Below are 13,094 nucleotides of genomic sequence, written 5' to 3'. Positions count from 1 at the left end.
CTTCAAGGAGTTTCCAATGAACCAATCCCCCGCCACGCTGGCGGCACTGGCTTCGGCCGCCTGGCGCATTCGCCGCTTCGCGGTCCGCATGGGCGAGGTGCAGGGCCAGGGCTACGTGGGCCAGGCCCTGGGCTGGTCCGACGTGCTGGCCGTGGCCTACCGCCACGCCCTGAACCTGCGCCCGGAGGATCCCGAATGGGAGGGCCGCGACCGCTTCCTGCTCTCGCACGGCCACTACGCCATCGCCCATTACGCGGCGCTGATCGAGGCCGGCATCATCCCCGAGGCCGAGCTGGAAACCTATGGCAGCGACGACAGCCGCCTGCCCATGTCCGGCATGGCCACGTACACGCCCGGCATGGAGATTTCCGGCGGCTCGCTGGGCCAGGGTCTGGTGATCGGCGTGGGCATGGCCCTGGGCCTGAAGCAGAAGAAGAACCCGGCGTTCGTCTACAACTCCATGTCCGACGGCGAGCTGGACGAAGGCTCCACCTGGGAGGCCGCCATGTCCGCCGCCCACCACCGGCTGGACAACCTGGTCTGCCTGGTGGACATCAACAACCAGCAGGCCGACGGCCCTTCCACCAAGGTGCTGGGCTTCGAGCCGCTCGCGGACAAGTGGGCGGCCTTCGGCTGGCACGTGCAGCGCGTGGACGGCAACGACCTGCCCGCGGTCCTCGCCGCCTTCGACACGGCACGCGCGCTGAAGGAACCCCAGCCGCGCGTGATCCTGTTCGACACCCTCATGGGCAAGGGCGTGCCCTTCCTCGAGCAGCGTGACAAGAACCACTTCATCCGGGTCGACCCGCCCGAGTGGCAGCAGGCCCTCGACATCCTCGACCAGACCGCCCCCACCCTCGAAGGAGCCTCGGCATGAACGCCGCCGTCGCAGACAAGAAGCCCCGCCTGACCACCTCGGCGATGATCGCCTCCATCGCCTCCGAGGGGCAGCGGGTGAAGGCCGCTCCCTTCGGCAAGGCGCTCGTCGAGTACGCGGCGAACCGGCCCGAGGTCGTAGGCCTGACCGCCGACCTCGCCAAGTACACCGACCTGCACCTGTTCGCACAGGCCTACCCCGAGCGCTTCATGCAGATGGGGATGGCCGAGCAGCTCCTCATGGGCGCGGCAGGGGGCCTCGCGAAGGAGGGGCTGGTGCCTTTCGCCACCACCTACGCGGTGTTCGGCACGCGGCGCGCCTACGACTTCATCCATCAGGTGATCGCCGAGGAGAACCTCAACGTCAAGATCTGCTGCGCGCTGCCGGGCCTGACCACCGGCTACGGCCCCAGCCACCAGGCCACCGAGGACCTGGCCATGATGCGCGGCGTGCCGGGCCTGACCATCGTCGACCCCTGCGACGCGCTGGACATCGAGCAGGCCGTGCCGCAGATTGCCGCCCACCAGGGCCCGGTCTACATGCGCCTGCTGCGGGGCAACGTGCCGCTGGTGCTGGACGAGATCGAGGGCTACCGCTTCGAACTGGGCAAGGCCAAGATGCTGCGTGAAGGCAACGACGTGCTGGTGATCTCCAGTGGCATCATGACCATGCGCGCGCTGGAAGTGGCGCAGGACCTGGCCCAGGACAACATCGGCGTGTCGGTGCTGCACTGCCCCACCATCAAACCGCTGGATGAGGCCGCCATCGTGGCGGCGGTGGGCGCGAAGCCGCGCCTGGTGGTGGTCGCGGAGAACCACAGCGTGGTCGGCGGGCTGGGCGAGGCGGTGGCCAGCGCGCTGCTGCGCCATCGCGTGCAGCCCGCAGGCTTCCAGCTCGCCGGCCTGCCCGACGCCTTTCTCGACGCCGGCGCGCTGCCCACGCTGCATGACCGCTACGGCATCAGCCGCGAGGTGCTGGGGCAGCGGGTCAGGGGCTGGCTGGCCTGAGGCCCGGCCTCCCGGGGCGGGGGCCCGGGAGGGCGAGGGTATCCACGAGGTGGACCGCCCGGAGCGCTCGTCAATGATCGTGAGTCCATCCACTCACGAGCCACCATGAAGCACACCACGCGCCGGGCCGCACTCGCGCTCGGCCTCGCCACCGCCGCCGCCGTCCCCCTGCCTACCTTCGCCCAGGACCGCTGGCCCGCCCGGCCCATCACCCTGGTCGTGCCCTTCCCCGCGGGCGGGCAGACCGACGTGGTGGCCCGCGCGGTGGCCGAGCCCATGTCGCGCGAGCTGGGCCAGCCGATCGTGATCGAGAACAAGCCCGGCGTGAACGGATCGCTCGCCTCCGACCAGGTGGCCAAGGCCGCGCCCGACGGCTACACCCTGGTGGCCACCGGCCCCGGCACCCACGGCATCAACCAGCTGGTGAACCCCAACGTCAAGTACGACGCCCGCAAGGACTTCACCCACATCGGCCTGGTCGCCAAGACCTCGAACGTGCTCCTGGCCTCGTCCGCGTTCAAGGGCCAGTCGGTCCAGGACCTGGTGGCCTTCGCCAAGGCGAAGCCGCGCGAGGCCACCTTCGCCATCACCGGCCTGGGCGCCTCGGGCCATATGTCGATGGAACTCCTCAAGCAGGTGGCCGGCGTGGAGGTCACCGCCGTCCCCTACAAGGGCGACGCGCCCGCCGTCGCCGACATGCTGGGCGGGCAGGTGCAGTTCCTGTTCGTGAACAGCGCATCGGCCGTGCCCCAGGTCAAGGCCGGCCGCCTGCGCGCGCTCGCCGTCACCGGCCACACGCGCCTGGCCTCGCTGCCCGACGTGCCCACCCTGGCCGAGGCCGGCCTGCCCGGCGTGGTGGCCGAGTCGTACGTGGGCATCTCCGGCCCGCCGAAGATGCCGGCGGACCTGGTGCAGCGCCTGAACCGCGCCCTGAACAACGCGATCCAGTCCCCCCAGGTGAAGGAGCGCCTGGCCAGCCTGGGCATGACGCCCAGCCCCGGTACGCCGCAGGACAATGCGGACTACATCAGCGGAGAAGTCGACAAGTGGGCCAAGGTGGTCAAGACCGGCAACATCCGCGTGGAGTGAGCATGTCCCTGCGACCCAACGAGTTCAAGCGCGCCCTGCAGGCGGGCCAGCCCCAGATCGGCGTCTGGTCGACCCTGCCGTCGCCCTATGTCACCGAGCTGGCCGCCGGCGCCGGCTTCGACTGGATCCTGCTGGACACCGAGCACACGCCCTCCGACGTGCCGCAGATGCTGGGCCAGCTGCAGGCCGCCGCCGCCGCCACGCCGGCCCCGGGTGCGCGCCCGGTGTCGGCCGTGGTGCGGCCCGCCTGGAACGACCTGGTCATGATCAAGCGCTACCTCGACATCGGCGCGCAGAGCCTGCTGCTGCCCTTCGTGCAGAACGCCGACGAAGCCCGCGCCGCGGTGCGCGCCATCCGCTACGCGCCCCAGGGCATCCGCGGCATGGGCGGCTCGGTGCGCGCCTCCAACTTCGGCCGCACCACCGACTACGTCGCCCGTGCCCACGAGGAGCTGTGCCTGCTGGTGCAGGTGGAGACGCGCGAGGCGCTGGGGCAGATCGAGGCCATCGCCGCGGTCGACGGGGTCGACGGCATCTTCATCGGCCCGGCCGACCTCTCCGCCAGCCTGGGCCACCCGGGCAACCTGCGCCACCCGGAGGTGGACGCCGCGATCAACGACGCGATCCGCCGCATCCGCGCCTGCGGCAAGGCCCCCGGCATCCTGATGGTGGACGAGGCCCGCGCCCGCGAGTGCCTGGACCTGGGCGCGCAGTTCGTCGCCGTGGCCCTGGACATGCTGGTCCTGCGCAACGGCCTGGACGCCGCCGCCGCCCGCTTCCGCAAGGACGCGCCGGCGGGGCGCATCGCCGGCCACTACTGAGGCCGCGCGGGGCCGCATTGCCGGCCCGCGTTGCGCCGGCCCGCGTTGCGCGCCCTCGCCGCAGCCGGGGCCGCGCGCCTCAGCCCGCCACCCGCGCCCCCGGCGCGAGGGTGGGCGGGGCCGCGTTCAGCGTCTCGATGGCGAAGCCCGCGGCGGCCTTGTAGCGGGCCATGAAGGCCTCGCGCTCGGCGGCGGGGATCACCGCGTCGATGTCGTCGAACACGCCGCCGCAGCGCTCGTCCACCAGCCCCAGCAGGCCGAAGGGGCCGGCGCCGCGATTGCGCAGCACCAGGGCCGAGATGTCGGCGCACAGGCGCTCGTCGTAGGCCTTCAGGGCCTCTGGCCGCACGCCGTGCTGCACCAGCGCCGCGCCGAGCACGCGGGCGTCGACGATGGCCTGGCTCGCGCCGTTGGAGCCCACCGGGTACATCACGTGGGCGGCGTCCCCCAGCAGGGCGACGCGGCCGTCGACCCAGGTGGGCACCGGGTCGCGGTCGATCATGGGGTACTCGAAGACCTCGGTGGCGCCGCGCAGCATCGCGGGCACGTCCAGCCAGCCGAAGTCCCAGCCCTCGAAGTGGTGGATGAAGTCGGCCACGTCGACGCGCCGGTTCCAGTCGCCCTGAGTCCAGCCCTCGCGGTTGTCCACCGTGATCTCGGCGATCCAGTTGATGGTGGCCAGGCCGGTGGCCGCATCGGGCTGCGAGATGGGGTAGAAGACCACCCGGTGCTTCAGGCTGCCCAGGCCCACGAAGGAGGCGCCGGAGCGGATCGGCACGCCCGGCGTGGTGCCGCGCCACATGATCGCGCCGCCCCAGTGGATCGGGGGCTGCTGCGGGTGCATCTGCGCGCGCACCGCGGAGTGCAGGCCGTCGGCCGCCACCAGCAGCGCGCCGCGCGCTTCCAGCAGGCGGCCGTCCCGGGTCTCGATACGTGCGACCACGCCGTCGGCCTCGTTGCGGTACCCGGTGACCCGGTGCCCCAGGCGCAGCGAGCCCGCGCCCAGGCGCTCCAGCGCGGCGCGGTACAGCATCATCTGCAGCTGCCCGCGGTGCACCGAGTACTGCGGCCAGTGGTAGCCCGCCAGCCGGCCGCGCGGCTCGGCGTAGATGTCCTTGCCGTTGCGGCCCACCAGGGCCCACTCGCGGGCCTGGATGCCCACCGCGTCCAGCGCCTGCTCGGTGAAGCCCAGGTCGAACAGCTCGCGCACCGCGTTGGGCTGCAGGTTGATGCCCACGCCCAGGGGCTGCAGGTCGGCCACCGCCTCGAACACCAGGCAGGGCACGCCGAGCTGGTGCAGCGTGAGGGCCAGGCTCAGGCCGCCGATGCCGCCGCCGGCGATCAGCACGGGGGCCTGCAGGGTTTCGTTCTCGTGGTTGTCGTTCATGCCGGCATTGTCCGGCATGCCCGCGGGCGACCCGGCGGCCGCGGCGCCTCAGCGCACCGCCGCGCCTACCGCCTGCAGCCACTGCTCCAGCGGCTGCGGGCGCCCGAGGTGGTAGCCCTGGAACAGGTCCACGCCCAGGTCGATCAGGCGCTGGTACTGGTCCTGCGTCTCCACGCCCTCGGCCACCGTGGTCACGCCCAGGCCGCGGCAGATCTGGACCACGCCCTCGAGCATGGCGCTGGCGCGCGGGCTGCTCCCCAGCTCCCGCACGAAGGTGCGGTCCAGTTTCACCTTGGAGAAGGGCAGGTCGCACAGCTGGCTCAGCGAGGAGTAGCCGGTGCCGAAGTCGTCGAGCGCCAGACCGAAGCCGGCCTCGCGCAGGGCATGCAGCTGCGGCACCGCCACCGCCATGTCGCCGAGGTAGGTGGATTCGGTCAGCTCCAGCACCAGCCGCCGGGGCGGCACGCCGCGCTGCGCGCACATGGCCAGCAGCCGGTCGGCCAGGCCGCTGTCCTGCAACTGCCGGGCGGACAGGTTCACCGCCAGCTGCGCCGGGCTGCCCAGGCCGTCGAGCTGCAGGGCGGCCTGCGTCGCGCAGCGCAGCGCGTGCAGCCCCATGCGCGGCATCAGACCGGCCTCCTCGGCCAGGGGAATGAACTCGGCCGGGGAGACGGCGCCGAAGGCCGCCGTGCTCCACCGCATCAGCATCTCGCCGGCCACCACGGTGCCGGTGCGGTCGACAATCGATTGCACATGGAAGTCGAAGCCGTCCTGCTCCGCGTCCAGGCGCAGCTGCGTGATCAGCCCGGCGCGCCGGCGCACCGCGGTTTCCAGGGCCGGCTCGAAGAAGGCGAGCTGGTTGCGCCCGCTCTCCTTGGCGCGGTACATGGCGGCATCGGCGCGGCGGATGAGCGTGGCCGCGTCCAGGCCGTCGCGCGGGGCCAGCACCGCGCCCAGGCTGGCGCCCACCGCGACCTGCCGGTCCAGCGTGGGCACGGTCTGGCGGCAGCGCTCCAGGATGGCGTGGCCCAGCGCGCGGACCTGGTGCTCCTCGGCCTGGCCGGGCGCCACGACCACGAACTCGTCGCCGCCCCAGCGGCCGACGAAGGCGGGCGGGGGCACCGCGAAGCCCAGGCGCATGGCGAGCTCGCGCAGCAGGTCGTCGCCCGCCGCGTGGCCGGCGGCGTCGTTCACCTGCTTGAAGCCGTCCAGGTCGATGAACAGCAGCCCGGCCGGCTCGCCGCGCTGGAGCACCTCCTCGAGGTGCTTGAGGATGGCTGTCCGGTTGGGAAGGCCGGTCAGCGCGTCGGACAGCGCCTGGCGGCGCAGCTCCTCCTGCGCACGCTTGCGCTCGCGCGCGTCCTGCAGGGCGACCACGGTGTACTGGCTCTCGCCCTCGATCGGGTCGACCGCGGTCACGACCACGTCGACCTCGACCGGCTGGCCGCGGCCGCTCAGGAGCAGCTCGCCGCGCCAGGCCTCGTCCTTCGTGAGCTTGTAGACGGGCAGGTTCAGGTGGTCCAGCAGCGCGAGGCCGGGGAGTTCCGCGGGAGGCATCGCGAGCAGGCGCGCCAGGGCCACGTTGCCCTCGACGACGCGCCAGCGCCCGTCGACCACCGCCATCGCGTCATGCGTGTTGGCGAAGGCGTGGGCCATGAGGCGCAGGGAGCGGTCGGCCTCACGCTGGCGGGTGATGTCCTTGATGGTGCCGACGATGCGGCGGGCCTGGCCCTGCGCGCCGTGCTCCACGCCGCGACCGCGCAGGCGCACCCAGCGCCACTCGCCCCGCCAGCGCACGCGGCAGGCGGCGTCGATGTCGGCGCGCGAGCCGGTGGTCACCAGGCTCCAGGCCAGCGAGAACCCGAGCATGTCCTCGCGGTGGACGATGTGGCGCAGGCGGGTGGCGGTGTCCTGCAGCGGCTCGACGGGCTGGTCGGCCATGACCAGGTGGCGCACCTCCATCAGGTCGCCCTCGGCCTGCCAGGACCAGATGCCCTCGCCGCTGGCCCACAGGGCCAGCTGCAGGTGACGCTCGCTCTCGCGGGTCTGCTGCAGGGCCTCGAACAGCTCGGCGCTCTTGAAGTCCAGCAGGCGCTCGGCCTCCTTGCGCGCCAGGCGCTCGCGCTCGCTGCGGCGCTCCAGGCGCTTGAACTGCAGGGCCTGCGCCTGCAGTTTCTCGTGCAGTTCCTGCAGGAGCCCGGGCGCGGCTTCCTGCGGCGGCTCGCGAACGCTCACGCAGCCACCTTGTGGATCCTGAAGACGGTGGGCCCGTCGCCCGGCTCGACCTCGATGTGCAACGGCTGGCCGAGGTGCTCGCCGAGCTGCTCCATCAGCCCCAGGGCCAGCGATTCCATGCGCCGCGGCGAGAGGTACTGCAGGCGCAGCGTGCGCTCGTCACGCTCGAGGACCTGGAAGCGCGGCGGCGTAGCCGCGGCGTACAGCTTGCGCACCTGGACGTGGATGTCGGTGTCGATCGAGGCCAGGAAGTCGAAGACGTCGGGGTGGCGCACGAAGGGCGCCGGGTGGGAGGAGGCGAAGCGCGTGAGCAGGTGCCGGCCGAAGGCGCGCACCAGGTCGTCGGCGGGCACGCCGGTGATTTCGGCCAGGCGCGCCACCATGGCGCCGACCTGCTCGTGGGGGTAGGAGCCGACCGCGGTGTAGACGCCGCCGCCCTGGTCCTCCACGGCCTCGAGCATGCGATCCGCGACCTCCGGCGAAAACCGGTCCTCGACCATTTCAATGAGTTCGGTAAATACCAGTCCCAGCATTCGATCTCCTGCGACGCCACGGGCCGGCATCGGCCGCGCGGACGGAACCACCCATTCTCGCCATATTAGAAATTATTTGATGCGAGAAAACCCCGTTTTCGCTGGAAATACGGGACAAATAATCTATTTCGAAAGTTGCGAATCGGCGACGGTGAATGCCGGAGACTTCGTTGTGTCCCGGATGCAACACTTACCGTTCGAATCGAGCGTTTTTTGTACTTCGATTGTTATGTTTGTATGCAAATGAATCCGTTTTTGGACTACTATTTGCGTCATTGACGTTTCGCCCGCGCCGCGCGGTCGCCCATGTCCCCCCAGCCCCCGCAGGGCGCCCCTGTGGTGCCCCAACAGAAAAAGCACTGGAGCGAATCCCGCACCTTCGGGACGGCGGTCGTCGCGTTGCTGCTGCTCGTCTCGGGGGCGCTGGTGTGGCAGCACGCCAATTCCTCCGCCCGCCTGCGCGCGGAAACCGAGGCCCAGGCCCAGCTGCGCGCGGCCCAGGTCACCAGCGCGGCGACCTCGGCCGTCTCCCTCCTGTTCCGCACCGTCGACATCACCGCGCGCGACCTCGCCGCGGCTTATGCGCAAGGGCGTGGCGCCGGGTTCGAGCCGCTGGTGCGCACGGCCATCGAGCGGCTGCCCGCCGGCGCGGTGCTGCAGATCGCCGTCATCGGCGCCGACGGCTACCTCGCCTACTCCAACCTCGGCATGTCCGGGAAGGTCTTCCTCGGCGACCGCGAGCATTTCACCGTCCACCGCGAGGGCGGCGGTGACCGCCTCTTCATCAGCAAGCCGCTGCTGGGGCGCGTCTCCCGGCAGTGGTCCATCCAGTTCAGCCGGCCCATCACGCGGGACGGGCAGTTCGCCGGGGTGCTGGTGATGTCGATGTCGCCCGGCTACCTGCAGGAGGCGCTGGCCGCCGTGACGCTGGGTTCCGACGACAGCCTCACGGTGATCCGCCAGACCGGCGAGTTCATGGCCCGCAACCGCGAGATGGAATCGGCCCTGGGCAAGAGCGCTGACCCCACGCGCCCGTTCCTGGCGCCGGGCGCGGCACCGGCCGGCCGCTTCATCGCCCGTTCCCTGATCGACGACGTCGAGCGCATCAGCCACTGGCAGCGGCTGGACCCCTACCCGGTGTACGTCGTCCTGGGCCTGAGCTCGCGCACGGTCTACCAGCCGGTGGAGTGGGCCATCGCCGAGGACCAGCTCAAGACCGTCGTCGGCCTGGGCCTGATGTGGGTGACGGGCATCGGCATGGCCCTGCTGGCGCGGCGGGTCAGCGCGCAGGCCCGTCAACGCGAAGAACTGGAGCAGGTGGCCATGACCGATTCGATGACCGGGCTGCAAAGCCGCCATGCGCTGATGAACCACCTGAACGAGGCCGTCGCGCATGCGGCGCGCAATGGCGAGCGGGTGGGCCTGCTGTACATGGACCTGAATGGCTTCAAGCCGGTGAACGACCGCTTCGGCCATGCGGCCGGCGACCAGGTGCTGCGGGTGGTGGGCGGCCGCATCCGCGCCTGCGTGCGCGGCGGCGACATGGCGGCGCGCATCGGCGGCGACGAGTTCGTGGTGGTCCTCGACCCGCTGCCGGAGGACGATGCGCTGGTCCAGCTGCGCGCGCGCATCGCCCGCACGCTCACCGCGCCCATCTCGATCGGCGGCATCGAGATGCAGGTCGGCGCCAGCATCGGCCTGGCGGTCTACCCGGACGACGGCGACAGCGCCGATGCCCTGCTGATGCACGCCGACCAGGACATGTACCGGCGCAAGGCCAAGGTCGCCTGACCCTTCCTGCGCCCGGGCCGGCGCTTCCGCCGGCCGTGGCCCACATCGTCGAGCCGGCGAACGAGCAGAACCTGGACCGGCTGGCGGGGGAGCTGGGGTCGCCGGGGTAGACGGAATCCGTCTACCCGGTAGGTGAAGACTCTATTTCCCCGATATCTTGCGTGTGCCTAGGATGCGGGCTCCGAGGAGCCCCATGACCCAAGAATCCGCATCCCTTCCCCCTGCCGAACTGCCCCTGGCCGGGGTCACCGTCATCGACCTCTCGCGGCTGGTGTCGGGCAACCTGATGACCCACGTGCTGGCCGACCTGGGCGCCGATGTCGTCAAGGTCGAGCCTCCCGGCAAGGGCGACGAGCTGCGCGGCTGGCGCCGCAAGGGCGTCAGCACCTACTGGCTGGCCTATGCCCGCAACAAGCAGAGCGTGGAGCTGGACCTGCGCACCGACGCCGGCATGGCCCACCTGCGCGACCTCATCGCCCGCGCCGACATCCTCGTCGAGAACTTCCGTCCCGGCACCCTGGAGCGCATGGGCCTGGGCAAGGACACGCTGCAGTCCCTCAACCCGCGCCTGGTCGTGGCCCGCATCTCGGGCTGGGGCCAGACCGGCCTGTTCGCCGGCAAGGGCGGCTTCGGCTCGCTGATCGAGGCCATGAGCGGCTTCGCCGCCATGAACGGCTTCGCCGACCGACCGCCCGTGCTGCCGCCCTTCGCCATGGCCGACTCGGTGGCCGGCCTCTACGGCGCCACCCTGGCCCTGGCCGCCTTCCACCGCCAGAAGTCCAGCGCCGCGCCCCAGGTGCAGGAGATCGACCTGTCGCTGTTCGAGCCGCTGTTCTCGGTGCTCGGCCCGCAGGCCGCCGAGTACCAGCTCACGGGCCAGGTCGTGCCGCGCTCCGGCAGCCGTTCGCCCACCCACGCCCCGCGCAACGCCTACCGCACCCGTGACGACCGCTGGGTCGCGCTCTCGGCCGGCATGGAGGGCACGCTGGCGCGCCTGTTCGAGGGCATCGGCTACCCCCAGGGCCTGAGCGACCCGCGCTTTGCCACGCACGAGGCGCGCCTGGCCAACATCGACGCGCTGGACGGCCTGATCCAGGACCACCTGGCCACCCTCACGCTGGAGGAGGCGCTCGACTTCTTCGCCGAGCGCGACATCACCGCCGGCCCGGTCTGCGACATCGCCGACCTGATGGACCACCCCTACATCCGCGACCGCGAACTGCTGGTGCCCACGCAGGCGCCCGACGGCCAGGCGCTCGCGATCCATGCCGCGCCCTACAAGATCAACGGCCAGCGCCCCCCGATCCGCCGCGCCGCGCCCGCGATCGGGCAGGACAACGAACGCTGGCTGCGCCCGGCCGCCAGGGAGGGCGCGCAATGACCCGGGCCGCGACCCAGGCCACGGCCCGCGGCCTGTACCGCTCCTTCCTCTTCGTCCCCGCCGACAACGAGCGCCTGCTCGCCAGCGCCACCGGCAAGCCGGCCGACGTGGTGATCCTCGACCTGGAGGACGGCACGCACCCGGCGCGCAAGGCCCTGGCGCGCGACCGCCTGGCCGCCAGCATCGCCGCCGTGAAGGCCGCGGGCCAGGCCGCGGCCGTGCGCATCAACGGCGACCTGGACACCGCCGTCACCGACCTGCGCGCCGCGGTGCGGCCGGGGCTGGACGTGGTGCTGCTGCCCAAGGTGGAACACCCGCGCGACGTGCAGCTGCTGTCCGGCCTGGTGGGCGCGCTGGAGGCCGCTGCCGGCATGCCGCCCGGCGGCGTGCGCTTCGTGCTGCAGGTCGAGAGCTGCGTGGCCCTGCCGCGCCTGCACGAGATCGCCGCGGCCGACCCGCGCACCCTGGGGATGATGCTCGGCAGCGAGGACTTCTCGCTGGACTGCGGCGGCCACCCCACGCCCGAGGCCCTGTACGGCCCCAGCCTGATGCTGCTGCACGCGGCGCGCGCGGCGGGCATCCAGCCGATCGGCTTCATCGCCTCCATCGCCGACCTCGGCGAGGTCGAGGCCTTCACGCGCGTGCTGGAGCAGGCCCGCTCGCTGGGCTTCCGCGGCGCGGTGGTGGTCCACCCCAAGTTCCTGGAGGCGGTCAATGCCTGCTACACGCCCACCGACGCCCAGGTCGCCGACGCCCGCGCGTTGGTGGCCGCCTTCGAGGACGGCTACGCGCAGGGGCAGGGCGCCATCAAGTTCGAGGGCCGCATGATCGACAAGCCCGTGTACCTGCGGGCCCTGGGCCTGCTGCGCGAGGCCGGGCTCGCGTCCCGCTGATTGCCGGCCACGGCCCGTCCCCTTCCAAGACAAACACCGAGACACACAGGAGACTCCCATGATTTCCCGCCGCGACTTCTGCATCGCCACCACCGCCGCCGGCCTGGCCGGCTCCGCCTTCGCCCAGGCCTGGCCGAGCCGCACCCTCCAGATGGTGGTGCCCCAGGCCCCCGGCGGCACCAACGACGCGGTCGGCCGCATCCTGGCCCAGAAGCTGGGCGAGAAGCTGGGCCAGTCCGTGGTGGTGGACAACCGCCCCGGTGCCGGCGGCAACATCGGCACGGTGCACGCCGCGCAGCAGCCCAAGGACGGCCACACGCTGCTGCTCACGATCAGCAGCGCCCAGGCCATCAACCCCTGGCTGTACAAGCGCACCGGCTTCGACCCGGTGAAGGACTTCACCCCGGTGGCGCCGGTGGGCGTGGTGCCCAACGTGCTGGTGGTCCACCCCTCGTTCCCGGCGCGCACCATGCGCGAGTTCGTCGAGGCCGCGAAGGCGCAGAAGCCGCCGTACCAGTACGCCTCGGCCGGCAACGGCTCGCTGAACCACCTGCTCGGCGCCATGTTGAACCAGGCCGCCGGCCTGACCCTGGGCCATGTGCCGTACAAGGGCGTGGCCCCCGCGCTGAACGACGTGCTCGCCGGCCAGATCCCCATGGCTTTCGCCAGCCTGCCCTCGTGCATCCAGCACATCAAGGCGGGCAAGCTGCGCGCCCTGGGCGTGAGCTCGCCGCGCCGCTCGCCCTATGCGCCGGAGATCCCGGCGATCGCCGAGACGCTGCCCGGGTTCTCGGGGGAGCTGTGGGTGGGCCTGTTCGTCGCTGCCGGCACGCCGGACGCGATCGTGCGCAAGCTGGCCCAGGAGGTGGAGGCCGCGGTCTCCGCGCCGGACGTGATCGAGAAGTTCGCCACCCTCGGCGTGGAGAAGCTCACCGGCGGGCCGGACACGCTGGCCACCATGCTGCGCAACGACCTCGCGGCGTGGAAGCCGATCGTGCTCGCGTCGGGCGCCAGCGTCGACTGATCGAGGCGGCGCCCCGGAGCGCCGGCAGGCCGTCGGCTAAGCTGCGGCCCCGACCG

General features: G+C 71.8%; 11 protein-coding genes. 8 read left to right on the top strand and 3 right to left on the bottom strand.

Annotation, left to right across the window (positions count from 1 at the left end; all coding sequences use genetic code 11):
• The first annotated feature begins 16 nt into the window (after positions 1 to 16).
• From ACFQZY_RS02570 to ACFQZY_RS02555, 4 genes are all read left to right on the top strand, one after another.
• The gene (locus ACFQZY_RS02570) at positions 17 to 877 is read left to right on the top strand and encodes a transketolase (RefSeq protein WP_377412215.1); all 861 of its coding nucleotides are present in this window, start codon (positions 17 to 19) and stop codon (positions 875 to 877) included.
• The gene (locus tag ACFQZY_RS02565; RefSeq protein ID WP_377412212.1) at positions 874 to 1,884 is read left to right on the top strand and encodes a transketolase family protein; all 1,011 of its coding nucleotides are present in this window, start codon (positions 874 to 876) and stop codon (positions 1,882 to 1,884) included. Before ACFQZY_RS02570 ends, ACFQZY_RS02565 begins: the two co-directional genes overlap by 4 nt.
• 105 nt (positions 1,885 to 1,989) lie before the next feature.
• Positions 1,990 to 2,973, top strand: a complete 984-nt coding sequence (locus ACFQZY_RS02560) for a Bug family tripartite tricarboxylate transporter substrate binding protein (RefSeq protein ID WP_377412210.1) — start codon at positions 1,990 to 1,992, stop codon at positions 2,971 to 2,973.
• A gap of 2 nt (positions 2,974 to 2,975) precedes the next feature.
• Positions 2,976 to 3,794, top strand: a complete 819-nt coding sequence (locus ACFQZY_RS02555) for an aldolase/citrate lyase family protein (protein ID WP_377412208.1) — start codon at positions 2,976 to 2,978, stop codon at positions 3,792 to 3,794.
• A 79-nt stretch (positions 3,795 to 3,873) separates the two neighbouring features.
• Here the strand turns inward: ACFQZY_RS02555 and ACFQZY_RS02550 are convergent, their stop codons facing one another.
• Genes ACFQZY_RS02550 through ACFQZY_RS02540 form a run of 3 tightly spaced genes read right to left on the bottom strand, consistent with a single transcriptional unit; the run spans position 3,874 to position 7,949 of the window.
• Complete coding sequence (locus ACFQZY_RS02550; protein WP_377412206.1) at positions 3,874 to 5,181, bottom strand: flavin-dependent oxidoreductase; 1,308 nt, start codon at positions 5,179 to 5,181, stop codon at positions 3,874 to 3,876.
• Positions 5,182 to 5,229: 48 nt separating this feature from the next.
• Positions 5,230 to 7,416 (bottom strand): putative bifunctional diguanylate cyclase/phosphodiesterase, encoded by a 2,187-nt coding sequence (locus tag ACFQZY_RS02545; protein WP_377412204.1) that lies wholly within the window; start codon positions 7,414 to 7,416, stop codon positions 5,230 to 5,232.
• On the bottom strand, positions 7,413 to 7,949 hold the full coding sequence (locus ACFQZY_RS02540; RefSeq protein WP_377412201.1) for a heme NO-binding domain-containing protein: 537 nt from the start codon (positions 7,947 to 7,949) through the stop codon (positions 7,413 to 7,415). Before ACFQZY_RS02540 ends, ACFQZY_RS02545 begins: the two co-directional genes overlap by 4 nt.
• Before the next feature lie 339 nt (positions 7,950 to 8,288).
• Here ACFQZY_RS02540 and ACFQZY_RS02535 point away from each other — a divergent pair, with 339 nt between their 5' ends.
• The 4 genes from ACFQZY_RS02535 (at position 8,289) to ACFQZY_RS02520 (ending at position 13,038) form a co-directional block, all read left to right on the top strand.
• Positions 8,289 to 9,740 carry a diguanylate cyclase domain-containing protein gene (locus ACFQZY_RS02535; RefSeq protein WP_377412198.1) on the top strand — a complete coding sequence of 484 codons (1,452 nt, stop codon included), beginning with the start codon at positions 8,289 to 8,291 and terminating at the stop codon, positions 9,738 to 9,740.
• A 193-nt stretch (positions 9,741 to 9,933) separates the two neighbouring features.
• Positions 9,934 to 11,121 carry a CaiB/BaiF CoA transferase family protein gene (locus tag ACFQZY_RS02530; RefSeq protein WP_377412195.1) on the top strand — a complete coding sequence of 396 codons (1,188 nt, stop codon included), beginning with the start codon at positions 9,934 to 9,936 and terminating at the stop codon, positions 11,119 to 11,121.
• On the top strand, positions 11,118 to 12,014 hold the full coding sequence (locus ACFQZY_RS02525) for an HpcH/HpaI aldolase/citrate lyase family protein (protein WP_377412192.1): 897 nt from the start codon (positions 11,118 to 11,120) through the stop codon (positions 12,012 to 12,014). Before ACFQZY_RS02530 ends, ACFQZY_RS02525 begins: the two co-directional genes overlap by 4 nt.
• Before the next feature lie 58 nt (positions 12,015 to 12,072).
• Entirely contained in the window at positions 12,073 to 13,038 is a 966-nt protein-coding gene (locus ACFQZY_RS02520; protein WP_377412190.1) for a Bug family tripartite tricarboxylate transporter substrate binding protein, read from the top strand.
• Positions 13,039 to 13,094 lie beyond the last annotated feature (56 nt).

The sequence above is a fragment of the Ramlibacter sp. GCM10027632 genome (assembly GCF_042675325.1).
In the GTDB taxonomy this organism is placed as follows: Bacteria; Pseudomonadota; Gammaproteobacteria; order Burkholderiales; family Burkholderiaceae_C; genus Ramlibacter.
The sequence above is the reverse complement of the archived record's forward strand: the minus strand, read 5'-3'. Positions and strand labels throughout refer to the sequence as shown.

Coding starts and splice junctions, on each gene's coding strand:
- ACFQZY_RS02525 (WP_377412192.1), top strand. CDS start 11,118: ATGACCCGGGCCGCGACCCAGGCCACGGCCCGCGGCCTGTACCGCTCC.
- ACFQZY_RS02570 (WP_377412215.1), top strand. CDS start 17: ATGAACCAATCCCCCGCCACGCTGGCGGCACTGGCTTCGGCCGCCTGG.
- ACFQZY_RS02565 (WP_377412212.1), top strand. CDS start 874: ATGAACGCCGCCGTCGCAGACAAGAAGCCCCGCCTGACCACCTCGGCG.
- ACFQZY_RS02540 (WP_377412201.1), bottom strand. CDS start 7,949: ATGCTGGGACTGGTATTTACCGAACTCATTGAAATGGTCGAGGACCGG.
- ACFQZY_RS02520 (WP_377412190.1), top strand. CDS start 12,073: ATGATTTCCCGCCGCGACTTCTGCATCGCCACCACCGCCGCCGGCCTG.
- ACFQZY_RS02560 (WP_377412210.1), top strand. CDS start 1,990: ATGAAGCACACCACGCGCCGGGCCGCACTCGCGCTCGGCCTCGCCACC.
- ACFQZY_RS02555 (WP_377412208.1), top strand. CDS start 2,976: ATGTCCCTGCGACCCAACGAGTTCAAGCGCGCCCTGCAGGCGGGCCAG.
- ACFQZY_RS02530 (WP_377412195.1), top strand. CDS start 9,934: ATGACCCAAGAATCCGCATCCCTTCCCCCTGCCGAACTGCCCCTGGCC.
- ACFQZY_RS02550 (WP_377412206.1), bottom strand. CDS start 5,181: ATGAACGACAACCACGAGAACGAAACCCTGCAGGCCCCCGTGCTGATC.